Source organism: Bacillus cereus group sp. Bce041 (genome assembly GCF_052646455.1).
In genome coordinates this window covers 1,092,870-1,115,234 of record NZ_JBQXON010000001.1, presented here as the reverse complement: position 1 = coordinate 1,115,234, position 22,365 = coordinate 1,092,870, and the positions used below count along the sequence as shown (strand labels likewise).

Sequence of the window (22,365 nt, the reverse complement as noted above, 5' to 3'; positions counted from 1 at the left end):
TGATGGCAGAGAGGTCACACCCGTTCCCATACCGAACACGGAAGTTAAGCTCTCTAGCGCCGATGGTAGTTGGGACCTTGTCCCTGTGAGAGTAGGACGTTGCCAGGCAAATGGAGGATTAGCTCAGCTGGGAGAGCACCTGCCTTACAAGCAGGGGGTCGGCGGTTCGATCCCGTCATCCTCCACCATTTAGCCGACTTAGCTCAATTGGTAGAGCAACTGACTTGTAATCAGTAGGTTGGGGGTTCAAGTCCTCTAGTCGGCACCAGAAATCATGGCGGTTGTGGCGAAGTGGTTAACGCACCGGATTGTGGCTCCGGCATTCGTGGGTTCGATTCCCATCAGTCGCCCCATTTTTCTTAAATAAATTAATATGCGGGTGTGGCGGAATTGGCAGACGCACCAGACTTAGGATCTGGCGCCTTTGGCGTGGGGGTTCGACTCCCTTCACCCGCACTTTTAATTAAATAACTCATACATGTCTTGCGGAAGTAGTTCAGTGGTAGAATACAACCTTGCCAAGGTTGGGGTCGCGGGTTCGAATCCCGTCTTCCGCTCCAATTTTCAATATGACATGCCGGGGTGGCGGAACAGGCAGACGCACAGGACTTAAAATCCTGCGGTGGGTGACCACCGTGCGGGTTCGACCCCCGCCCTCGGCACCATATGCGCCCGTAGCTCAATTGGATAGAGCGTTTGACTACGGATCAAGAGGTTAGGGGTTCGACTCCTCTCGGGCGCGCTTTTATTAACGGGAAGTGGCTCAGCTTGGTAGAGCACCTGGTTTGGGACCAGGGGGTCGCAGGTTCAAATCCTGTCTTCCCGATATCCCTAAAAAACATGGGGCCTTAGCTCAGCTGGGAGAGCGCCTGCCTTGCACGCAGGAGGTCAGCGGTTCGATCCCGCTAGGCTCCACTTATATTAATATCATTTATGGCGGTGTAGCTCAGCTGGCTAGAGCGTACGGTTCATACCCGTGAGGTCGGGGGTTCGATCCCCTCCGCCGCTACCATAAAGGACCTTTAGCTCAGCTGGTTAGAGCAGACGGCTCATAACCGTCCGGTCGTAGGTTCGAGTCCTACAAGGTCCACCATTAGACGTATATATCTCGGAGGTATACCCAAGTTCGGCTGAAGGGATCGGTCTTGAAAACCGACAGGCGGCGAGAGTCGCGCGGGGGTTCGAATCCCTCTACCTCCTCCATTTTTTCTAAAGTAAATATTTTATCATCGCGGGGTGGAGCAGCACGGTAGCTCGTCGGGCTCATAACCCGAAGGTCGCAGGTTCAAATCCTGTCCCCGCAACCAAATGGTCCCGTGGTGTAGTGGTTAACATGCCTGCCTGTCACGCAGGAGATCGCCGGTTCGACCCCGGTCGGGACCGCCATTTTTACATAAAGGCTCGGTAGCTCAGTCGGTAGAGCAGAGGACTGAAAATCCTCGTGTCGGCGGTTCGATTCCGTCCCGAGCCACCATTTTGAAGTCGCAAGCCGACTTAGCTCAATTGGTAGAGCAACTGACTTGTAATCAGTAGGTTGGGGGTTCAAGTCCTCTAGTCGGCACCACTTTCAAAATGAGCCATTAGCTCAGTTGGTAGAGCATCTGACTTTTAATCAGAGGGTCGAAGGTTCGAGTCCTTCATGGCTCACCATTTACAATTTAATGCGGGTGTAGTTTAGTGGTAAAACAAGAGCCTTCCAAGCTCTGGTCGAGAGTTCGATTCTCTTCACCCGCTTTTCAATTATGGGCCTATAGCTCAGCTGGTTAGAGCGCACGCCTGATAAGCGTGAGGTCGATGGTTCGAGTCCATTTAGGCCCACCATAATTGTTCCGCAGTAGCTCAGTGGTAGAGCTATCGGCTGTTAACCGATCGGTCGTAGGTTCGAGTCCTACCTGCGGAGCCATATTTATAGAGAAGTACCCAAGTGGCTCAAGGGGCTCCCCTGCTAAGGGAGTAGATCGCGAACGCGGTGCGAGGGTTCGAATCCCTTCTTCTCTGCCAGAACTGGCCCGTTGGTCAAGTGGTTAAGACACCGCCCTTTCACGGCGGTAACACGGGTTCGAATCCCGTACGGGTCATACTAAAAGAGATAGCATAATCTGCTATCTCTTTTTTGTTGTATAAAAATGGACTTTGGATAGTCTGCTTTTTTATGCAATAGAAGAAATATGAAGTATTCGCTGTTGCAGTTGGGTACATAGAGAGCCGTAAATACAATCATGTTAATTATTTGGACCTGTATGAATATGAAGGAATTAACTTCAACTTGAACTTTTACCCCAGCTGTATGGCTGTAGCCTCCTACACTTGGAGAAACCGATGAAAAATGCATCTGGGAGCTACTGTGGAAAATAAATAATATATAGAAGAAGTTGCTTTCTCTCAATAGCTGTGATCTACTGAAGACAGTTTTTTTATGTTGTCAGTATTGTCGAGTTTTGTCGGTAAGTCGATATATTGCAAAAATCGCTGATATAATTTGAGTTACGATCGATAAATTTTAATAATCGCTGATATAATTTGAGTTACGGTCGATATATTCTAAAAATCGCCGGTGTAATTTCACTTACCGACAAAAAACACAAGAAAATCCCTTTCACAATCTAAAGAAAACGCCTCCATTGAAATGGATTCCACACCTATTCCAATAACTTTACACTCTATGTGAAAAAGTTCACAAATAGGTCATAATTTGTGAAGTAATTCACAATAATACGTGCTACAATATGAATGTAAAGAAGTTAAACAACATTAAATTAGTATTTTAATTAATTACTTAAACAATTATAAAAAAATATATGTGAACAATAGAGAGGGGAAATTACCATGAAAAAAGGTATCAATCGTGTAGTATTAGTAGGAACAGGAGCTGTAGGTTGTAGTTACGCTTACTCAATGATCAACCAAGGTGTAGCTGAAGAATTCGTATTAGTAGATGTTAATGAAGCAAAAGCAGAAGGGGAAGCAATGGACTTAAGCCATGCGGTACCATTCTCTCCATCACCAACAAAAGTTTGGAGCGGTAGCTATGCAGATTGTAAAGATGCAGATTTAGTTGTTATCACTGCTGGGTTACCACAAAAGCCAGGTGAAACTCGTTTAGACTTAGTTGAGAAAAATACAAAGATCTTTAAACAAATCGTTCGAGGCATTATGGATAGCGGATTCGATGGAATCTTCTTAATCGCAACTAACCCAGTTGATATTTTAACTTACGTAACTTGGAAAGAATCTGGTTTACCGAAAGAGCGCGTAATCGGTTCTGGTACTACTTTAGACTCTGCTCGTTTCCGTTACATGTTAGGTGACTACTTAGATGTAGATCCACGTAACGTTCATGCTTACATCGTTGGTGAACACGGTGACACTGAACTTCCAGTATGGAGCCACGCTACTATCGGTGTACAAAAATTAGAAACAATCTTAGCTAACAACGAACAGTACAAACAAGAAGACTTAGACAAAATCTTCGAAAACGTACGTGATGCAGCTTACCATATCATCGAGCGTAAAGGTGCAACTTACTACGGAATCGGTATGTCACTACTTCGTGTAACTAAAGCAATCTTAAACAACGAGAACAGCGTATTAACTGTATCTGCATACCTTGAAGGTCAATACGGCGAGAAAGATGCTTACGTAGGTGTTCCAGCTGTAATTAACCGCGAAGGTGTACGTGAAATCGTAGAACTTGAGCTAAATGAAGATGAAAAAGCGAAGTTCGCTCATTCTGTAAAAGTATTAAAAGAAACAATGGCACCAGTACTATAATAATTGCTAAATAGTTCAGAGGTGGGAAACTGCTTCTTACCTCTGAACTTATATAATTTAATATAAATTCCTTTTCCGGTTTCCCTTGTATATCCCCAATATACCCCTTTTGCTGGATAAGGGTCGTTTATAGAAAAAGAGCACTCTATTTTACGTAGAGTGCTCTTTATTATTCCGCTATTTGCCGGGCAGTAAAACCTCAATTGATTAAAGTTTCACTTTATTATTTTTTAGGCGTTAATCCTAATTTCTTTAAAATATCTGCCAGTGTACCGCTTTTTGATTTTTCTATAGGTGTTTGTGATTTAGATGCATCTGGCCCTTTTTTCAAGAAGTTCTTTTCAACGAAGCGAATATCTTTTTCGTCGACAATACCATCTTTATTAAGATCTCCGTCTTTTACAGTTAGTCCTTTTTTACCATAGTTGCTAGCAATGATTTCAGCATCTTTAATATCGATTACTTTATCACCATTTACATCGCCGGCAAGGTTTTCGTCAGGTCTTGCATAATAATATTGGCCAAGCAACTTACCGTCTTTTTCAGTACCAAGTTTCGTTGTTAGGCGGCTTGTTAAATGTCCTGGCACCTCTACATATAAGTTATAGTCGCGTTTATTAACTGGAAGTCCATTTAGTTTGAAGTATCCGTATTTATCTAGTGAGCCTTCAAACTTATGACGGTAAGAATCAGTCGCATATACTTTTACGTCAAGCTTTGTATAATCGAACTTTTCATCTAAATATCCGCGTTCATTTAAGAATGCACCAGGTTTAATATTTCCTTCTACTAATGAGTTTAAGGACATAACTGAGAATGTTTGATCTTGAAGTACACGCATTCTATTTGGTTCTGATTCACCTTGTTTCCAGTAAACAAAAATTGGTGATTCTAATTGAGCGTTTGCTTCATAAAACTCATCATTTTCTACTTTGAAAGTTACATCAATGAACGGGAAATCACCATCTAATCCAGCAAAATTTTTATCATCGATAGCTCCGCCAACTGTAACAGAGCCTGCCTCTAGTTTCGGTTCATTTACTTTTGCGGTTACCCCTTTTTGGGAAAGTAGCTTTTCAAAAGCAGGATTAAATTTCGCATTTGCAAATTTGAAGTTCTTCTCTAGGAAGTTTACATTAAATTGCCCAGCAACAAATTGTTTTACGTGTTTCGCGTTTAGTGTTACTGTGAACTCGTCATTTTTATATAATTCTTTTTTATCGTAACTAGTTTTTGCATATTGAGCACCTTGCGGGATAAACCAGTAGTTATTTACACCGTTTGGATAGTCAGGACCTGCAGTTGCATAATCGAAAATATATACGCCTGTGTTCATTGGACCTTCCGTTCTGAAGGAGTCAGGTGTAATGCCAACTTTAAAGTCGCCATTTGCATTAATCGGTAAAAACTTATGCAAGTATGGAGAATAGTCATAGTACATAACGCCATTCGCTTCTTGCGTAATGTTTAATCCTTTTCCTTTTAAGTAATCAACGTTTGAATCGTATACATTTCCTTTAATCCATAATGCTTTTTTGCCATCTTCTACTGTATAATTTTCTTCATTTAACTCGTAAATACCAGGTTTTAATCCAGTTAATTTCACTTCTGGTGGTGTATTATCAATTACAACATAATCACCTTTTACACGTGCTTTCCCAGCCTTATCATAACCGACAAACTCAATTGTGTAGTCTCCTTCTGGTAAGTTGATTTTCTCATCACCGATTGGTTTTGCAGGATCATTTGTAAAAGGATACACTTTTCCATTAAAGAATGAATCTAAGTAGTAATACACATCAGTTTTTAGGCCACTCGTGTTTAATGTTCCAATGAAGCCAAGAGCTTTATTTGTTTTGGAATCTTTTACGATAAGATCTAACGTTTCAAGTTCGCTGTTTAATTGGAATGCTCCGTGAACATACGATTCACCGTATGGATTGAATTTAGATGTATCAGTTGAAATTGCTTTTCTTGATAGTATTGCATTTTCAATACCAGGCTCTGATACACGAATAGAGAATGGGATTTGATATGTTTCTTCTTTATTTTTTGTGTTCGTAATATGAATGTACCCTTCATATCGGCCTTGTTTCACACCGGCTGGAACATTAATTTTTGCTTCAATTTCACCTGTTTTGCCAGCATCAAGAGTAATTGTTTCTGGAGCAGAGATTTTTACAACGTTTGCGACAGCATCGTTAATAGTAGACGATGCTGGTGTATAAGAAATTTCTGTTTTAAATTCTTTTTTCTCTTGTTTATTATGATTAGTTACTTTTATATTTCGTTTTTGTTCAAGAGCTTCACCGTCTTTTTGATAAAACTTACCGAATGCAATAGATCCAGTTTCTTCGGGTACTTCAATTACTTCATCATTTACAACAGTTTGTGTCGTATCTAATACTTTAAAGCTTGTTTCTGTACGAACGGCGTTGTAAGCATCTACTCGCCCAGCTCCAACTTCATATACGGAATATTTTTCTTTTAAATCATTAGCTGTGTTCATAAGAGACGCTTTTACATCGAACGGAGAGTAGTCTGGGTGTTCTTGTAAAATTAGAGCAGCAACGCCAGCGATATGAGGAGAAGCCATAGATGTTCCTTGCATACGCTCATAGGAAACAGCGTAGTTTTCACCCTCTTGCGGGTCGTTAATATATTCAGGAACTGTTGAAAGGATAGCGACACCAGGCGCTGTAATATCAGGCTTAATATCATCATTTGCTGTAACAGGACCGCGTGAGCTAAAGTCTGCAAGATGATCGCCTTCTGTTTGAATGTAATTAATTTCATCGAGAGTTAAGGAGGTGCTACCTTGTTCGATTTGAGCTTTTAGTTTTTCACCTTCTTCTTTCGTTAGGCGGAATGCTGGAATGTATTTTGTACTTTCGCCAACGTAGAAAGGAATTTCTCCATCCACATTGTTATAAATAATAACGGCTTTTGCACCTGCTTGTTTTGCATTAGCAATTTTTTCATCAAATGACAGTGTACCGCGTGCAACGAGAGCGATTTTTCCTTTTACATCTTTTTTACTAAACTCGTCAGGCGTACCAATTCCTACATATTCAATAGGTAAAGTTTGTCCCTTGAAATCTTCTATTTTATCAGTGAAGTTTTTGCCGAATAGAATTAGGTTAGGAAATTGTAATTGTCCAGCATGACCTGATAGTTTCGGTAAGGAAATAGAGCTATCACTTGCTCCAACCGTAATTGCAAATGGTGAAGCACCTGGTGATCCGAGTGTTGATGGATTTGGTCCAGAGTTACCAGCAGCAACGACTGTAACAACGCCTGAAAGCATTGCATTATTAACAGCGATAGATGTTGGATCGAGTGGATTGTTGCTATCATCACCTAACGATAAGTTAATAACGTTCATACCGTCAGAAATGGATTTATCAATTGCAGCGATAATACCTGAACTATCTCCACTTCCGTATGGACCGAGTACACGATAGTTATACAGTTCAATGTCAGGTGCAACACCTTTTACTGCTGAATCAGATTGGTTCTTCTTTTGAGCAGAAACGATACCTGCTACGTGAGTGCCGTGGGCTGTGTAGAAGGAAGAACCACGGTTATCAAATTCAGGAGCACCAGATTGTTGCCATTCTGAATAAGTAGTTTCCATTGGATCTGCATCATTATTAATAAAGTCCCAACCCTTTACTGAGTTTGGGTCTACTTTGCTAGAGTCCTCACCAGGTTTCGCGCGATAGCCTTTATATACGTCTTTTAAGTCAGGATGATTGTAATCAATACCTGTATCTAATACACCAACTTTAATTCCTTTTCCGGTAATGCCCTCACTATGTAACTTATCTACTCCAATTTGCGGGATGCTATCTGTTAGTTTTTGAGGCGCTTTTTGCTCAGCTTGTTTTGGTAAATTTAATTTCACTTCGTAATCTTTCCAAATACGTTTTACAACGCCAATTCGTAACAATTCTTCTACTGTATTTGCTGGTAATGTCATCGCAACACCATTTATCGCATGCTTATAAGAACGTTTAATTTGTACAGACTGGAAGTTTCCTGATTTTACTGATGGGCTGAATTGATAAAGACGTTTTAGTCCTTTTTCGAATTCTTCATGTTCTTGATCAATACGTGCTTTTATATTTTCAGGAGCAGACTGTAATCCTTTTTCTTTTTGTTTTAATTCATTAATCTTTACTGGAGCAGTTTGAAATTCTACGATGATATTTACAGGCTCAGAACTACTCGTATTAATATCTGGTGAAATTGTAAAACCAGGGTTGGCATCTACCGTTTGTAATGCCAGGCGTTGTTCTTTAGAAAGCTTAGATAATATAGAATGAGCATTTGAAGATTCAATTTGGTTAATAGGACTTTCAGCAAGTACATTGAACGGAATAGCAGTTGAAAACAAAACGCCAGCTGTTACAATTCCGGTAACAAAACGATTTTTCTTTTTCATGTATAGGCCTCCGGTAATTTATATTTTTAAAAATTATTTCTCCACGCCAGCTGTTTGCTCAGCATGGAATGTCCAGTTTAGCTGCAGGGAATCACCTTGAAATTTATTTTGATCTCGGTCGTTATCTTCAAATGAGAAGAGGACGTGTAAGTAATCTGTTTCACCAGATTTAATACCATCTATTAAGTTATGACGTTCTAGAGACGTAGCGACATCTTCAGGTTTCATAGTTTTTAATTGTGATAGTTTTGTTTCCCACACAATCTCATGATCATCGTTTGGATTAGATGGCTGTCCATCATTTACTAGAAACTTGACGATAATGTGATCACCTAAATCTTCACCGTCATTATTTTGCTTTGCATCTGTAACTTCATATGATGTTTCAAGTGCTACTTTTGCGATATCCAATGTACCTTTATTTTCAAGCTTGAAGTTCCTTTCAATAAAATCACCTGGTTTTAAATCTTTCACATTAACGATTACACTTGGATTAATAGAAAGATCTAGTGTTCCAGCTTGAAATGAGTTACTTGATGTTTCTGAATCACTGAAATAGGCGAATACACCGCCGAATGTAAGGGATAAGCCAAGTGAAGCGGTGATAATTCCCATTCCTACTTTTTGTTTTAATGACATAAGAAAGCCTCCTAGTTAAATTTGTATAGCAACCGTTCGCAACAAGGATAAATAAGTAAACATAGTAGTCCGCTATGAATTATAGTTACGAAAGATCATAGTTCTTTATTGAGAACAAGTATATGCTTATGAATTTCGCGTTTCAATAAAAATATGACAAAAAATGTTGAGAAACATTTTTTTATTACAGATTATTTTGTTTTGATTTTGAGTGGAAAATAGCATGAAAAATAGTATAAACCTAATAAAATAAAGGTTGAGAAAAAAATAATAGGAGGAAATATAGAAGTAGAATGAAGCGTTTACAATGAATATTCGTCAAAATTCGATATTTTACACGGAAATGTGAAGAAAAACTAACATTTTTAAGAAAAAAACGAATGTTTTTTATAAATTAACAAGGATATTGCAGTTTTTCGCAGAAATAGTTAAAGTATAAAAAATTCTGTCATCTAAGTGAGGTGAGCATATTGAATGTAATAAATTGTGAAGAAGTGAAACGAGATGAGTTTCATACAGAAAAGTACTATGAAAGTTATAACATCTTTGGCGCGCATGTTGTGACGGAAGATGAGATTCAAGGGGTACGATTTACAGTGTGGGCTCCTCATGCGAAAGCAATGAGTGTTGTTGGGGATTTTAATGAGTGGGATTATGAGCAACATAAGATGCTACAAGTGACAGAAGAAGGCATTTGGTCCTTATTTATACCGCATATTGAAGAAGGAGAAATATATAAATATGCGATTGAAACATTGGCTGGTGACGTCATTTTAAAGGCAGATCCGTATGCTGTATATGCAGAAGTAAGACCGAATACGGCATCTGTAGTTTTTGATATAAAAGGATATGAATGGAATGATAAAAACTGGAATCGTAAGAAAAAGAAAAAATCGATTTATAAAGAAGCGATGACAGTTTATGAATTACATTTTGGTTCTTGGAAAAAGAAAGAAGATGGAACGCTGTACTCTTACAGGGAAATGGTTGAAGAGCTCATCCCGTATGTGGTGGAACATCAATTTACACATATTGAAATTATGCCGCTTGTTGAGCATCCATATGATCGTTCTTGGGGATACCAAGGAACGGGATATTATGCAGCGACGAGTAGATTTGGTACGCCGCATGATTTAATGCATTTTGTCGACGAATGTCATAAATATGGAATCGGTGTCATTTTAGATTGGGTGCCGGGGCATTTTTGTAAAGATGCTCACGGTTTATATTTGTTTGATGGTACACCGACCTATGAATATAAAGATAAAGATGTACAAGAAAATCCAGTATGGGGAACTGTCAATTTTGATTTAGGAAAGAGAGAGGTACGTAATTTCTTAATTTCAAATGCGTTATTTTGGATGAGATATTTCCATATTGATGGTTTCAGAGTTGATGCAGTTGCGAACATGTTGTACTGGAATAAAGAAGGACAAGAGCAAAGTAATGAGCATGCTGTTTCATTTTTAAGAGAGTTAAATGAAGCAGTGTTTGCAGAGGATGAAGATTTTCTTATGACGGCAGAAGATTCAACAGCTTGGCCACTTGTAACAACTCCAACGTATGAAGGTGGGCTTGGATTCAATTACAAATGGAACATGGGCTGGATGAATGACGTGCTGAAATATATGGAGTGTGCGCCTGAATATAGGAAACACATTCATGAGAAAATGACGTTTTCTTTGCTATATGCGTACTCTGAAAACTTCATATTACCGCTTTCTCATGATGAAGTCGTTCATGGGAAAAAGTCGTTATTAAATAAAATGCCAGGTGATTACTGGGATAAGTTTGCTCAGCTTCGTTTATTATATGGATATTTCTTTACTCACCCAGGAAAGAAATTACTTTTCATGGGAGGGGAATTCGGACAGTTTGATGAGTGGAAAGACCTTGAAGATTTAGATTGGAATTTACATGATTTTGAAATGCATCGTTATATGCATGATTACTTTAAAGAGCTCATAGCATTGTATAAGCGCTCAAAACCACTTTGGCAGCTTGATCATTCGCCTGAAGGTTTTCAGTGGATTGATGCTAATAATAACGAGCAAAGTATTTTCTCGTTTATCCGCCAAGGGGATAAACAAGAGGATGCGTTAGTTATCGTATGTAATTTTACGAAAGCTACATATGAAAACTATAAAGTAGGTGTACCAGATTTCGAGTATTATAACGAGATTTTAAACAGTGATGCACAGCAATATGGCGGTTCGGGGCAAGTGAATAAGAAACGTCTTAAGACGATTCTAGAACCGTACCATAATCAAGCAGCACATGTAGAGATTACAATTCCACCATTTGGCGTATCCATATTACGACCAGTGAAGACGAGAAAGGGGAGCAAAAAACAAGATGGCTCAAAAACAAAAGTGCGTAGCAATGTTACTAGCAGGGGGAAAAGGTAGTCGATTAAGTGCATTAACAAAAAATTTAGCCAAGCCAGCTGTTCCATTTGGTGGTAAATATCGCATTATTGATTTTACGCTAAGTAACTGCGCAAATTCTGGTATTGAAACGGTTGGGATTTTAACGCAATATCAACCACTAGAACTTCATAATTATATCGGAATCGGCAATGCATGGGATTTAGACCGAGTAAGCGGTGGAGTCACAGTATTACCTCCTTATGCGGAGTCTTCAGGTGTGAAGTGGTACACAGGTACGGCAAGTGCCATTTATCAAAACTTAAACTATTTAAGTCAATATGAACCAGAGTATGTTCTTATTTTATCAGGCGACCATATTTATAAAATGGATTACAGTAAGATGCTAGATTACCATATTGAGAAAGAATCGGACGTATCCATTTCTGTTATTGAAGTACCTTGGGATGAAGCGAGTCGCTTTGGCATTATGAATACAAATGAAGAAATGGAGATTGTTGAGTTTGAAGAGAAACCACAATTTCCAAGAAGTAATCTTGCATCAATGGGAATCTATATTTTTAATTGGTCAATTTTGAAAGAGTATTTAGAGATGGATGCAAGAAACCCTGAATCTAGTAACGATTTCGGAAAAGACGTACTTCCGCTTTTATTGGATGAAGGGAAGAAGTTAATGGCGTATCCGTTTGAAGGATATTGGAAAGATGTTGGAACGGTGAAGAGCTTATGGGAAGCGAATATGGATTTGCTTCGCGATGAAACATCACTGAATTTAAACGATCGTAATTGGCGTATTTACTCTGTCAATCCAAACGAACCGCCTCAATATATTGCTGAAAAGGCGAAAGTAGAAGAATCGCTTATTAACGAAGGATGCGTCATTGAAGGGGACGTGAAGCATTCTGTGTTATTCCAAGGAGTGACGGTGGAAGAAGGAAGTATGGTGATTGATTCTGTCGTTATGCCAGGGGCTAAGATTGGTAAAAATGTTGTGATTGAAAGAGCGATTGTTGGATCAGAAATGGTTATCGAAGATGGAACAATCATTCGTCCAGAAAAGAATGTTGACGATGTAGTATTAATTGCTGAAGGGAAATAGAAAAGGGGGATGAAATGAATGGGAGAAAAAATGTTAGGAATTATTAATGCAACGGGAAGTTTTCCTTCCTTAAAGAAAGTAACAGGGCATCGTTCACTAGCGGCGTTACCGTTTGGGGGCCGTTATCGACTCATTGATTTCATGCTTTCAAATATGGTGAATTCTAGTATTCATAGTGTGGCAGTTTTTACAAGCCATAAAAATCGTTCGTTAATGGACCATGTTGGTTCAGGAAAACAGTGGGATTTAGATAGAAAACGAGACGGACTATTTTTATTCCCGCCAAACTGCCAATGTGACCAAGATGAATTTGGGTCTTTTGCACACTTTAGAAGACATATTGATTATTTTCTAAGAAGCAGAGAAGAGTACGTTGTTATTACGAATAGCCATCTCGTAACAGCATTAAATTTTCAAGCGGTGTTAGAGCGACATATACATACGGCAGCTGATATTACAGAAGTTTGCCATGAAGGGGTTTCGCTTCAAACATACGTGTTAAAGAAACAATTATTGTTAGACTTATTTGAGTCATATAAAGGTGTGGAACAATACAGTTTATTTGATGTAGTGAGAGAAAAGCGCGGGAAATCATTACACATTGCTACATATGAACATACTGGATATGTAGCAATTATTGACTCGATTGAAAGTTACTATAAACATAGCTTAGAAATTTTGCAACCTGCTATTTGGAAGCAATTATTTAAGAAAGAAGCACCGATCTTTACGAAAGTAAAAGATGAGCCACCAACTCGTTATTTAAAGGGTGCAGTCGTGAAAAATACAATGATTGCAAATGGCAGTATTATTGAAGGGGAAGTCGAAAACAGTGTTGTTTCCCGTTCGGTTAAAATTGGAAAAGGTTCAATTATTCGTAACAGTATTATTATGCAAAAGAGCCAAATTGGAGATAACTGTATAATAGACGGTGTTATTATTGATAAAGACGTGAAAATTGGCGACGGTGTCGTATTAAAAGGAAGCGCCGATGAGCCGTATGTTGTAGAAAAAGGAAGCGTACAAAACAGTACGATTAATAGTTATTCCTAAAGAATCAGTGGGGGCTTTTTCCTCCACTGATTAAAGTTTTAATTTAAATGAAAACTCGAAGGGAGGAAGCTGCAAGAGGAGTAATAAAAACTTTTCGCGCAGTGGGACAACAAGTGAATATTTTATTTGCAGTATCAGAATGTGTACCGTTTGTGAAATCGGGAGGATTAGCTGATGTAGCGGGTGCGCTCCCAAAAGAGCTAAAAAAATTAGGAGTGGACGTTCGTATTATACTTCCGAATTATAGTCTCATTCCGCAAAAGTTAAGAAATGGATGTACGTTACATAAAGTAATTAACGTCCCTCTTGGGTGGAGAAATCAATATTGTGGAATTTTAAAAGGTGAGCAAGACGGAATTACGTATTACTTAATAGATAATGAATATTATTTTAAGAGAGATTCTCTGTATGGTCATTACGATGACGGAGAGCGTTTTTCTTATTTCTCAAAAGCAGTGTTAGAGTGTATTCCGCACCTTGATTTTGAAGTGGATGTTCTTCATAGCCATGATTGGCATACGGCTATGGTTAATTTCTTACTTCGTGAAAAGTATCAAGATAACCCGTTATATGAGCGTATTAAAACGGTATATACGATTCATAACTTGCAGTTCCAAGGTGTATTTCCTCCTGAAGTGATGTACGACTTGTTAGAGCTTGGTGATGAATATTTTCATAGTGAGCAGCTAGAGTTTTATGGAAACGTAAACTTTATGAAAGGCGGTATTATTGCTTCGGATCAAATTACAGCGGTGAGCCCGACGTATAAAGAAGAAATTCAATATGAATTTTTCGGTGAGAAGTTAGATGGATTACTGCGAAAATATAATGATAAGCTTAGCGGCATTGTAAATGGTATTGATACGAGCGTATATAATCCAGAAACGGATTCGTATATTAAGGCCCAGTATGATGCAGAGTCATTATATGAAAAGAGTGAAAATAAACGCGCCTTGCAGCGTTATTTTGGTTTGCCAGAAAAAGAGGATACACCAATTATTTCAATGGTAACGAGATTAACGAAGCAAAAAGGTCTTGATTTAGTACGTACTGTATTCCGCGAAATAATGGAAGAAGATGTACAATGTATTATTTTAGGTTCAGGTGATTCGGAATATGAGCAATTCTTTGAGTGGATGGCATATGAGTATCCGGAGAAGGTAAAAGTTTATATCGGATTTAATGAAGAATTAGCTCACCAAGTGTATGCGGGAAGCGATTTGTTTTTAATGCCATCGCTGTTTGAACCGTGTGGACTTGGACAACTTATCGCATTAGCATACGGTACGATTCCAATTGTAAGAGAAACAGGTGGGTTAAACGACACGGTACATTCTTATGATGAAGAAACTGGAGAAGGAAATGGTTTCAGTTTCACGAATTTTAATGCACATGACATGCTGCATACGATTCATCGTGCAATTGAATTCTATCATGATAAACCAGTGTGGGAGCAGCTTGTAAAACAAGCGATGACTGAAGATTATAGCTGGGAGCAATCGGCTCTTGCTTATAAGGAATTGTATAAAAGTCTCATGGAATAACATGTAGGTGGTGAAAAAATGTTTACTCATGTTGAAAGTTTTAAATCAACTTTTCTAGAAAAGTTAGAGACGATGTATGGTAAAAGTTTTAAAGATTCTACAACTCGTGATCAATATAATACACTCGGCCATATGGTACGTGAGTATATGAATAGTCAATGGATTGCAACGAACGAGAGTTATCGATCCGGAGAGCAAAAGCAAATGTATTACTTGTCTATTGAGTTTTTGCTTGGACGTTTGCTTGGAAGTAACATCTTGAATTTAGGTATTCGAAATGTATGCGAGCAGGGGTTATCTGAACTAGGGATTTCATTACAAGAGTTAGAAGAAGTGGAAGCAGATGCAGGCCTTGGTAATGGTGGGCTTGGACGCTTAGCAGCCTGTTTTCTCGATTCACTCGCATCTTTAAACTTACCAGGACACGGCTGTGGAATTCGTTATAAACATGGTTTGTTTGATCAGAAAATTGTTGATGGTTATCAAGTTGAATTTCCAGAACAGTGGCTTCTTCATGAAAACGTATGGGAAGTAAGAAGGTATGATCAAGCTGTAGAAGTAAGTTATTTCGGCAGTGTTGAACCGCTAGAAATTGACGGGCGTTTAGAGTTTAGGCATACAAATGCAGAAGTCATTATGGCCGTGCCATATGATGTGCCGGTAGTTGGCTATGAGACGAGTACTGTAAATACACTTAGACTTTGGAATGCTGAACCAGTTCCTTTCCCGCAAAACTGCAAAGATATTTTGAAATATAAGCGTGAAACAGAGGCTGTATCGGAGTTTTTATATCCAGATGATACGCATGATGAGGGAAAAATACTTCGTTTAAAACAACAGTATTTCCTCGTATCAGCAAGTTTGCAAAATATCGTTCGAATGCATAGAGAAAGATATGGTGACCTTCGTCAACTACATGAAAAAATTGCGATCCACATTAACGATACACATCCGGTTTTAGCAATTCCGGAACTGATGCGTATTTTACTAGACGAAGAAAAGTTAGCATGGGAAGAAGCTTGGCACATAACGACGCAGACGATTTCTTATACGAATCATACGACGTTATCAGAAGCGCTCGAAAAGTGGCCAATTCACATTTTTAAACCGTTATTACCGAGAATTTATATGATTATTGAAGAGATTAATGAACGTTTCTGTCATGAACTGTGGGAACAGTATCCGTATGAGTGGGATCGTATTGAAGCAATGGCGATTATTGCACATGACCTTGTGAAAATGGCTCATTTAGCGATTGTCGGTAGCCATAGCGTAAACGGTGTAGCAAAAATTCATACGGAAATATTAAAGCAGCGGGAAATGCGATTGTTTTATGAATTTTATCCAGATAAGTTTAATAATAAGACGAATGGAATTGCTCATAGGCGCTGGCTTATGAAAGCAAATCCACAGTTAACAAATCTCATTTCAGAGGCGATTGGAACGGAGTGGAAGAAAGAACCGATTAAGCTTCAAGAGCTACAATTAGTTCAATATGATGCGAGTTTCCAAGAGAAATTTGCAGAGGTAAAACAAGAGCGTAAAGAGATTTTAGCGGAGCGTATTCATAATACAATGGGGATTACCATTGATCCAAATTCTATTTTTGATGTGCAAGTGAAAAGATTACATGCTTATAAACGACAATTATTAAATGTTCTTCATATTTTATATTTGTATAACCGTTTGAAAGAGGATGCTAGTTTTACATTTTATCCGCGTACTTTTATTTTTGGAGCGAAAGCATCACCTGGCTATTATTACGCGAAAAAAATTATTAAATTAATAAATGAACTCGCAAGAAAAGTAAATAATGACCCGTATGTCAGTCAATATATGAAAGTTATCTTTCTAGAAAACTATCGAGTTTCTTTAGCTGAAGATATATTCCCAGCAGCGGATGTAAGTGAACAAATTTCAACGGCGAGTAAAGAAGCATCGGGAACAGGTAATATGAAATTTATGATGAATGGTGCGATTACACTCGGAACGCTAGACGGTGCTAACGTTGAAATAAAAGACCGGGTCGGTGAGGATAACTGTTTTATTTTCGGTTTAACAGCCGAAGAGGTTCTTCATTACTATCAAAATGGTGGGTATCGTGCAAGTGATTATTATCACCACAATAGGCACATTAAAAAAGTAGTTGATCAATTAACAAATGGTTTCTTTGCACAATCGGGAGCTGAATTTGAAGCGATTTACGATTCTCTCGTTATTCAAAACGATGAATATTTCGTTCTGCGAGATTTTGGTCCGTATGCTGAAAGACAAGAAGCTGTTGGTAGAGCTTATGAGAACCGAACGAAGTGGCTAGAAATGTCTATTTTAAATATTGCACAGTCTGGTCATTTTGCGAGCGATCGAACGATTTTGCAGTACAGTAATGAAATTTGGGGTATCGGTAATGCAGTTAAACAGTTTTAAAGAGGTTGCTATATTGGGAGATATATTATCGATTTACCAACAAAAATGGATATTAATAAATAAAACGAGCTTAATAAAGTTAAGCTCGTTTTATTTATTTTGCTTAAGAAAGAAATGGAACAGTGGTATATATGATACCTGCCCCATCATACTCTCCTGTCGCAAAGTATGAAAATGTAAAGAAACCTGTAACCGTAAAAATTACAATAAGAAAAAGTGCGAAGATAAATTTTAACATGTAAGGTCCCCTCATCCAAAAATAACTTCATACATTATTATAGTATACGAATATTTTATTTCCAATTGTTTACTGGTTAAAAATGAGAAGTCAGACATGTTTTGTATGTTGTAATGGAATGATTATTTGTAATGGATTTTGTGTTTTTTGTAAATGTCATGTTGTGATGGACGTGTGCATACTCCCAATCATGATCATTAAAATTTATGTTTCGGGGAGGGAGAAGTGGGACGACATCGAACAAGTTGACGAAACGAAAGCTACTAGCTACTTGTAGTTTATAATAATTTCGAAAAGCGATATCTCCTACTTTTGGAGAAGCGAATGTATAAAGTCCATACTGTGCGAAGGCAGTATTTATACGTGCATCTAATATGTGTAATGTGGCAAGCGCGCCACCTAGACTATGCCCAGTAGCTAGCAGTTTTTTATGTGCTGGCAATGATACGAGCATATCCATAATAGAATCACGACAAGACTCATAAATAGAGAGAAAACCGTTATGGACATTTCCGCCATTTAAAGCATAAGGATAAGGTTTTTGATTGACGAGAGAATCAATAATCCAATCTGGATCTGTTTGAGTGCCTCTGAAGGCAACAATAATTGTATCCTCAGATTCTAATATAAATCCGAACCATTCTGTTGTTTGAATGGCCTTTCCTTGAAACCCTTGTACATATTGAAAACCATCTGGTATTTCGAAAATGCCATTTTGTTTATATTGTTCATACGTTAACTCACAACAAGAAGCTAACAGTATGGCAGTGTCTTTATCAAAGGATAAAGGAGTACGCATTAAGGAAGCCCTCCTTAAGAAAAAGTATAGTTTAATATATGCAGTGAGGAACTTGATTCATTCTTTTGGAGGTGGGGAATAGCTTGTATCGCTTATCTAAATCAGTGGAGGAAATTATAACGTCAAAATAAAACAGTGCCTGATAAGGGCACTGTTTACTCTTTTTCATCTCAAGGAATCGACTTTTTAGTTATTCTTAATGAACTGACGCATGCGTTAGTTGCATAAGTAAGAGGTTTGAAAAAATAGCCTGTATATATTTGAACGATGAATAACTTACCTATTTTCTTGTGTTTGTTTACACTATATACAGAAAAATTTGAAAAACAAAACGTATTATTTATCTGTTTGTTTTTGCTTCTTTTTCAAATACTCCGTACGCAATTTTTCAAGTTGTTGCTTTTTATCAAATTTGGCAGGTTTCTGTTTTTCATGGAACTTTGCCACAGCTACCTGACTTTTGGAATCCAATTGATATTTTCCCACTTTGTTCACCTACTTTTCTTGTCTCTAAAGAGAATCTATTCAACAAATATAATATACCTTATTTTCCTGAAGTAAACCTTATTACTTTATTTTAACTGCTTTTTCTCGTTTGTAGACGTAAATTAAAACACCCTTTCACTGCATTACTGCAAGTAAGGGTGTTTTAATTTTATTATTTTATTAGTTGATGGCCATGCCTACATAAGGGCACAGTTTACTCTTTCCCATCTAATAAACGACCAAGTCCACCTAATACACTACCTTCGCCAGTACTTTGCGCTGCTGGGCTTGTAAGGCGTGCTGCTAAGCGGCTAAGTGTTAAGGACTGAATCCAAACTGTTCCAGGACCTTCTAATGTTGCGAAGAATAAACCCTCGCCGCCAAATAGAGCTGTTTTTACTTTACCAACGAACTCGACATCATAGTTAATGTCTTTTGTCATAGCAACGAGACAACCTGTATCAATGCGAAGTTTCTCACCAGGTTTTAATTCACGTTTATATACAGTTCCACCTGCGTGCATGAAAGCAAGGCCATCACCTTCAAGTTTCTGCATGATGAAACCTTCACCACCGAAGAAACCAGTTCCTATTTTTTTCGTAAATTCAATTCCGATGGAAACACCTTTTGCGGCACAAAGAAAGGCATCTTTTTGACAAACTACTTTTCCTTGATACTCTGTTAAATCTACAGGAATAATTTTACCAGGATAAGGAGCAGCAAATGAGACGTGGCGCTTGCCGTGACCTGTATTTGTAAATACAGTCATAAACATACTTTCGCCTGTAACGAGACGTTTACCAGCGCCCATTAATTTTCCGAATAAACCTCCAGATGGGCCAGAACCATCACCGAAGATTGTTTCCATTTCTATGTAATCTTCCATCATCATCATTGCGCCAGCTTCTGCGATCACGCTCTCTTCTGGATCTAACTCAATTTCAACAAACTGCATATCATCGCCATATAACTTATACTCAATTTCGTGTGCTCTCATTTTTTTCACCTCGTATGTAATAGATACTTATATTGTACAGAATTTAATAGGATTAGAATACTTTAGTTTTGTTAATTTTCAAATAAAGTGGAACCAGCCAAAACTGATTATCAGCTCCCGCCAATCAAGCTGTCCACAAATGGCGGGATAATATATGAATATGGAAATTCAACATTATATTAAAATTATAAAAAAATGGTGGAATGAAAGTGTTCTCATTTGACGTTTTGGATATAGCGTGATATAGTGAAATCACTATTGAGCTACATAATGTGGTACGGAAATAAAGCACGTTGAATTAAAGGCTGTAAGCTTGTTATACATTCATGTCCTTTATATCCACCTTTTCATGTGGATTCATAGTTTCATTTTTATTTAGGAGGTACATGACATGCAAACAGGTAAAGTTAAATGGTTCAACAGCGAAAAAGGTTTCGGTTTCATCGAAGTTGAAGGTGGAGACGATGTATTCGTTCACTTCTCAGCTATCCAAGGTGACGGATTCAAAACTTTAGAAGAAGGTCAAGAAGTTTCTTTCGAAATCGTTGAAGGTAACCGTGGACCACAAGCTGCTAACGTTACAAAAAACTAATTAGCTAGCGATAAAAAGCATTCCGATTTTCGGAATGCTTTTTTTTATTCTTTGGAACTAGATTCATTTGAAGATAATTCACCTTTGAAGGTACGTTCTTCAAAATCATCAAGCATTTGTTCATATTCTTCATGCTCTTCTGTAGCGAAAACTTGTGGGTTTTTCCCGTACATATCCGTACCGATAAAGTTTTCAAAATCCTCCACGTAGCCTACGTTTTCTTCACTATTTACATACATGCCATTATAGTTTTTTGAATCTTGTCTTTCTAAATCAGACGGCGTTTCAGATGTTCCGTAATTTGCGACATCTTGCCACGCATCTTCCGCATCGTACTCAACAGAATTGTCCTCATCATGCTTGTGGAAAGAAGGAGACAACACTTCTTCTTCAACTGGTCGTGTATTCATATTTAACTTATTTGTCGCGTGCTGGATGCATGTTGTAGCAGTCGGCATTGCTTCCAATCTTTCAAATGGAATCTCTTCGCCAGACACTTCGCAAATGCCGTACGTACCCGCTTCTATTTTTTGCAAGGCATGTTTCGTGTCCTCAAGCTGTTTATGCCAAAGTTCAATAAGCCCGAAGTCTTTTTCCCGTTCATATAGCTCTGTAGCCATATCACCTGGATGGTTGTCATAGCTAGACAGTTCTCCTACTGAGTCACGTTCAGAAGCACGATCTGTATTTTCATGAGTTTGTATCGTTTGCTCTAGTTCTTGTTTTTGTTTTTCTAAAATGGATTTAAATTGACCTACTTGTTGTGGAGTTAACATAGTCGTCCACCTTCCTACAATTCAGTTTCTTTACATAGTATGAGCGTTGAGAGTAGGAATTATGAGATGAATTTTAGATATGAAAAAGGAGCCGCATAAGCAGCTCCTTTTATAGAAAGTATCCAAGTAATAATCCGATTCCCATTAGGAAACCGAAGATTGTATTTGTTTTTGCTGTTGCAATCATCGCAGGTACCATTTCCATCGGAATGCTTTTGCCGATAAAGCCTTTCGTCGCTTTAAATGCTTTCGGCGCACTTAAAAATACGATAAGCATCCATGGTGATACGATGCCCACGATAATTAAAGCAATTGTCCAAATGTAGGAAACAATGAACATCGAAGCAAGTACACCAACCGCTCGCTCGCGTCCAACGAGAATTGCTAACGTTTTACGACCGTTTTCTTTATCGCCATCCAAGTCACGAATATTATTGGCTAGTAAAATGGCACCAATTAAAATGGAGCTTGGAATAGATAGTAAAATGACTTCTGATGTTACAGTTCCAGTTTGAATAAAGAATGAAATCCCAATAATAATGACACCCATAAATAATCCGGCTGTCAACTCTCCAAATGGTGTATATGCAATTGGAAGTGGGCCACCTGTATAAAGGTAAGCAACGGCCATACAAACAAGACCGATTGCAGCAAGCCACCAGCTAGAATTTATACAAATATAAACACCTAATAGTATTGCGATGCCGAAAAATCCAAATGCTAAGTTAAGCACTGTTTTTGGCTGAATGCCATCGCGAACGATAGCGCCGCCGATACCAACTGAACCTTCGTGATCGAGTCCTCTTTTATAATCAAAGTATTCATTAAACATGTTTGTTGCTGCTTGAATGAGAAGACAAGCAAGAAGCATCATAAGGAAAAGAGGAAGATGTATTTGATTTATACCTCCGACCTGCATCGAATATGCTGTTCCGATGAAAACAGGTACGAAAGCGGCTGTTAATGTATGGGGACGTAGTAAACTCCACCAGATGCGCCAGCCGGTTTGCTTACTTGGCTTTGGCGCCGTAGGAGAGGAATTCGTTTTGACGTTCATTTCCATGTTGAATCCTCCTTTGGTCACATATTGTACACAACTAAGTGTAGAAA

At 38.3% G+C, this 22,365-nt stretch carries 15 protein-coding genes, 22 tRNA genes and 1 rRNA gene; 30 read left to right on the top strand and 8 right to left on the bottom strand.

Annotated features, from left to right (window positions below):
- From rrf to ACUN13_RS05840, 24 genes are all read left to right on the top strand, one after another.
- A 5S ribosomal RNA gene (rrf, locus tag ACUN13_RS05955) occupies positions 1 to 108 on the top strand; the annotation flags it as partial.
- 4 nt (positions 109 to 112) lie between these two features.
- A tRNA-Val gene (locus tag ACUN13_RS05950) sits at positions 113 to 188 on the top strand.
- A gap of 4 nt (positions 189 to 192) precedes the next feature.
- Positions 193 to 268 (top strand) — tRNA-Thr (locus tag ACUN13_RS05945).
- 9 nt (positions 269 to 277) lie between these two features.
- Positions 278 to 353 (top strand) — tRNA-His (locus tag ACUN13_RS05940).
- 22 nt (positions 354 to 375) lie between these two features.
- Positions 376 to 456: transfer RNA gene (locus ACUN13_RS05935), tRNA-Leu, on the top strand.
- A gap of 29 nt (positions 457 to 485) precedes the next feature.
- Positions 486 to 560 (top strand) — tRNA-Gly (locus ACUN13_RS05930).
- A gap of 16 nt (positions 561 to 576) precedes the next feature.
- Positions 577 to 665 (top strand) — tRNA-Leu (locus ACUN13_RS05925).
- A 3-nt stretch (positions 666 to 668) separates the two neighbouring features.
- Positions 669 to 742 (top strand) — tRNA-Arg (locus ACUN13_RS05920).
- Between the two features lie 10 nt (positions 743 to 752).
- Positions 753 to 826 (top strand) — tRNA-Pro (locus ACUN13_RS05915).
- A gap of 16 nt (positions 827 to 842) precedes the next feature.
- Positions 843 to 915: transfer RNA gene (locus ACUN13_RS05910), tRNA-Ala, on the top strand.
- A gap of 20 nt (positions 916 to 935) precedes the next feature.
- Positions 936 to 1,012, top strand: a tRNA-Met gene (locus tag ACUN13_RS05905).
- Positions 1,013 to 1,016: 4 nt separating this feature from the next.
- Positions 1,017 to 1,093, top strand: a tRNA-Ile gene (locus ACUN13_RS05900).
- Between the two features lie 17 nt (positions 1,094 to 1,110).
- Positions 1,111 to 1,203 (top strand) — tRNA-Ser (locus ACUN13_RS05895).
- Between the two features lie 27 nt (positions 1,204 to 1,230).
- Positions 1,231 to 1,307: transfer RNA gene (locus tag ACUN13_RS05890), tRNA-Met, on the top strand.
- A 3-nt stretch (positions 1,308 to 1,310) separates the two neighbouring features.
- Positions 1,311 to 1,386 (top strand) — tRNA-Asp (locus tag ACUN13_RS05885).
- A gap of 12 nt (positions 1,387 to 1,398) precedes the next feature.
- Positions 1,399 to 1,474 (top strand) — tRNA-Phe (locus tag ACUN13_RS05880).
- A gap of 14 nt (positions 1,475 to 1,488) precedes the next feature.
- A tRNA-Thr gene (locus ACUN13_RS05875) sits at positions 1,489 to 1,564 on the top strand.
- 10 nt (positions 1,565 to 1,574) lie between these two features.
- Positions 1,575 to 1,650 (top strand) — tRNA-Lys (locus ACUN13_RS05870).
- A gap of 13 nt (positions 1,651 to 1,663) precedes the next feature.
- Positions 1,664 to 1,734, top strand: a tRNA-Gly gene (locus tag ACUN13_RS05865).
- A gap of 10 nt (positions 1,735 to 1,744) precedes the next feature.
- Positions 1,745 to 1,821: transfer RNA gene (locus ACUN13_RS05860), tRNA-Ile, on the top strand.
- 7 nt (positions 1,822 to 1,828) lie between these two features.
- Positions 1,829 to 1,903 (top strand) — tRNA-Asn (locus tag ACUN13_RS05855).
- Positions 1,904 to 1,910: 7 nt separating this feature from the next.
- A tRNA-Ser gene (locus tag ACUN13_RS05850) sits at positions 1,911 to 2,001 on the top strand.
- A gap of 5 nt (positions 2,002 to 2,006) precedes the next feature.
- A tRNA-Glu gene (locus tag ACUN13_RS05845) sits at positions 2,007 to 2,078 on the top strand.
- Between the two features lie 748 nt (positions 2,079 to 2,826).
- Complete coding sequence (locus ACUN13_RS05840; protein ID WP_000715338.1) at positions 2,827 to 3,771, top strand: L-lactate dehydrogenase; 945 nt, start codon at positions 2,827 to 2,829, stop codon at positions 3,769 to 3,771.
- A 223-nt stretch (positions 3,772 to 3,994) separates the two neighbouring features.
- On the opposite strand, the gene ACUN13_RS05835 is transcribed toward ACUN13_RS05840, so the two are convergent.
- Together ACUN13_RS05835 and ACUN13_RS05830 are read right to left on the bottom strand one after the other, a co-directional pair.
- Positions 3,995 to 8,218, bottom strand: coding sequence for a S8 family serine peptidase (locus ACUN13_RS05835; protein WP_025686777.1), 4,224 nt, complete (start codon positions 8,216 to 8,218; stop codon positions 3,995 to 3,997).
- Between the two features lie 33 nt (positions 8,219 to 8,251).
- Positions 8,252 to 8,857 carry a CalY family protein gene (locus ACUN13_RS05830; RefSeq protein ID WP_000053927.1) on the bottom strand — a complete coding sequence of 202 codons (606 nt, stop codon included), beginning with the start codon at positions 8,855 to 8,857 and terminating at the stop codon, positions 8,252 to 8,254.
- A 470-nt stretch (positions 8,858 to 9,327) separates the two neighbouring features.
- Between ACUN13_RS05830 and glgB the strand changes: the two genes are divergently transcribed.
- The 5 genes from glgB to glgP all read left to right on the top strand — a co-directional run bounded on the left by glgB (position 9,328) and on the right by glgP (position 17,367).
- A complete protein-coding gene (gene glgB / locus ACUN13_RS05825) occupies positions 9,328 to 11,265 on the top strand; it encodes a 1,4-alpha-glucan branching protein GlgB (RefSeq protein WP_001100880.1) in 1,938 nt (645 codons plus the stop codon).
- Positions 11,213 to 12,343, top strand: coding sequence for a glucose-1-phosphate adenylyltransferase (gene glgC, locus ACUN13_RS05820; protein ID WP_000057619.1), 1,131 nt, complete (start codon positions 11,213 to 11,215; stop codon positions 12,341 to 12,343). Before glgB ends, glgC begins: the two co-directional genes overlap by 53 nt.
- Before the next feature lie 18 nt (positions 12,344 to 12,361).
- The gene (glgD, locus tag ACUN13_RS05815) at positions 12,362 to 13,396 is read left to right on the top strand and encodes a glucose-1-phosphate adenylyltransferase subunit GlgD (RefSeq protein ID WP_000504168.1); all 1,035 of its coding nucleotides are present in this window, start codon (positions 12,362 to 12,364) and stop codon (positions 13,394 to 13,396) included.
- Between the two features lie 113 nt (positions 13,397 to 13,509).
- Positions 13,510 to 14,940, top strand: a complete 1,431-nt coding sequence (gene glgA, locus ACUN13_RS05810) for a glycogen synthase GlgA (RefSeq protein ID WP_445423717.1) — start codon at positions 13,510 to 13,512, stop codon at positions 14,938 to 14,940.
- 18 nt (positions 14,941 to 14,958) lie between these two features.
- Positions 14,959 to 17,367 (top strand): glycogen phosphorylase, encoded by a 2,409-nt coding sequence (glgP, locus tag ACUN13_RS05805; RefSeq protein ID WP_025686774.1) that lies wholly within the window; start codon positions 14,959 to 14,961, stop codon positions 17,365 to 17,367.
- A gap of 103 nt (positions 17,368 to 17,470) precedes the next feature.
- On the opposite strand, the gene ACUN13_RS05800 is transcribed toward glgP, so the two are convergent.
- The 4 genes from ACUN13_RS05800 to ACUN13_RS05785 all read right to left on the bottom strand — a co-directional run bounded on the left by ACUN13_RS05800 (position 17,471) and on the right by ACUN13_RS05785 (position 19,887).
- Positions 17,471 to 17,605, bottom strand: coding sequence for a hypothetical protein (locus ACUN13_RS05800; RefSeq protein WP_000911075.1), 135 nt, complete (start codon positions 17,603 to 17,605; stop codon positions 17,471 to 17,473).
- Positions 17,606 to 17,681: 76 nt separating this feature from the next.
- Entirely contained in the window at positions 17,682 to 18,404 is a 723-nt protein-coding gene (locus tag ACUN13_RS05795) for a lipase family protein (RefSeq protein ID WP_001260111.1), read from the bottom strand.
- Positions 18,405 to 18,740: 336 nt separating this feature from the next.
- A complete protein-coding gene (locus tag ACUN13_RS05790) occupies positions 18,741 to 18,890 on the bottom strand; it encodes a hypothetical protein (RefSeq protein WP_000521639.1) in 150 nt (49 codons plus the stop codon).
- 214 nt (positions 18,891 to 19,104) lie between these two features.
- Positions 19,105 to 19,887: a TIGR00266 family protein gene (locus ACUN13_RS05785; protein ID WP_001201257.1), complete on the bottom strand. Its 783-nt coding sequence runs from the start codon at positions 19,885 to 19,887 to the stop codon at positions 19,105 to 19,107.
- 391 nt (positions 19,888 to 20,278) lie between these two features.
- Here ACUN13_RS05785 and cspD point away from each other — a divergent pair, with 391 nt between their 5' ends.
- Entirely contained in the window at positions 20,279 to 20,479 is a 201-nt protein-coding gene (cspD, locus tag ACUN13_RS05780) for a cold-shock protein CspD (protein ID WP_001193054.1), read from the top strand.
- 44 nt (positions 20,480 to 20,523) lie between these two features.
- On the opposite strand, the gene ACUN13_RS05775 is transcribed toward cspD, so the two are convergent.
- Complete coding sequence (locus tag ACUN13_RS05775) at positions 20,524 to 21,255, bottom strand: yteA family sporulation protein (RefSeq protein WP_000957396.1); 732 nt, start codon at positions 21,253 to 21,255, stop codon at positions 20,524 to 20,526.
- 109 nt (positions 21,256 to 21,364) lie between these two features.
- Positions 21,365 to 22,318, bottom strand: a complete 954-nt coding sequence (locus tag ACUN13_RS05770) for a 1,4-dihydroxy-2-naphthoate polyprenyltransferase (protein ID WP_000425766.1) — start codon at positions 22,316 to 22,318, stop codon at positions 21,365 to 21,367.
- Positions 22,319 to 22,365: the final 47 nt, after the last annotated feature.

Coding starts and splice junctions, on each gene's coding strand:
- ACUN13_RS05840 (WP_000715338.1), top strand. CDS start 2,827: ATGAAAAAAGGTATCAATCGTGTAGTATTAGTAGGAACAGGAGCTGTA.
- ACUN13_RS05835 (WP_025686777.1), bottom strand. CDS start 8,218: ATGAAAAAGAAAAATCGTTTTGTTACCGGAATTGTAACAGCTGGCGTT.
- ACUN13_RS05830 (WP_000053927.1), bottom strand. CDS start 8,857: ATGTCATTAAAACAAAAAGTAGGAATGGGAATTATCACCGCTTCACTT.
- glgC (WP_000057619.1), top strand. CDS start 11,213: ATGGCTCAAAAACAAAAGTGCGTAGCAATGTTACTAGCAGGGGGAAAA.
- glgD (WP_000504168.1), top strand. CDS start 12,362: ATGGGAGAAAAAATGTTAGGAATTATTAATGCAACGGGAAGTTTTCCT.
- glgP (WP_025686774.1), top strand. CDS start 14,959: ATGTTTACTCATGTTGAAAGTTTTAAATCAACTTTTCTAGAAAAGTTA.
- ACUN13_RS05800 (WP_000911075.1), bottom strand. CDS start 17,605: ATGTTAAAATTTATCTTCGCACTTTTTCTTATTGTAATTTTTACGGTT.
- ACUN13_RS05795 (WP_001260111.1), bottom strand. CDS start 18,404: ATGCGTACTCCTTTATCCTTTGATAAAGACACTGCCATACTGTTAGCT.
- ACUN13_RS05785 (WP_001201257.1), bottom strand. CDS start 19,887: ATGAGAGCACACGAAATTGAGTATAAGTTATATGGCGATGATATGCAG.
- cspD (WP_001193054.1), top strand. CDS start 20,279: ATGCAAACAGGTAAAGTTAAATGGTTCAACAGCGAAAAAGGTTTCGGT.
- ACUN13_RS05775 (WP_000957396.1), bottom strand. CDS start 21,255: ATGTTAACTCCACAACAAGTAGGTCAATTTAAATCCATTTTAGAAAAA.
- ACUN13_RS05770 (WP_000425766.1), bottom strand. CDS start 22,318: ATGGAAATGAACGTCAAAACGAATTCCTCTCCTACGGCGCCAAAGCCA.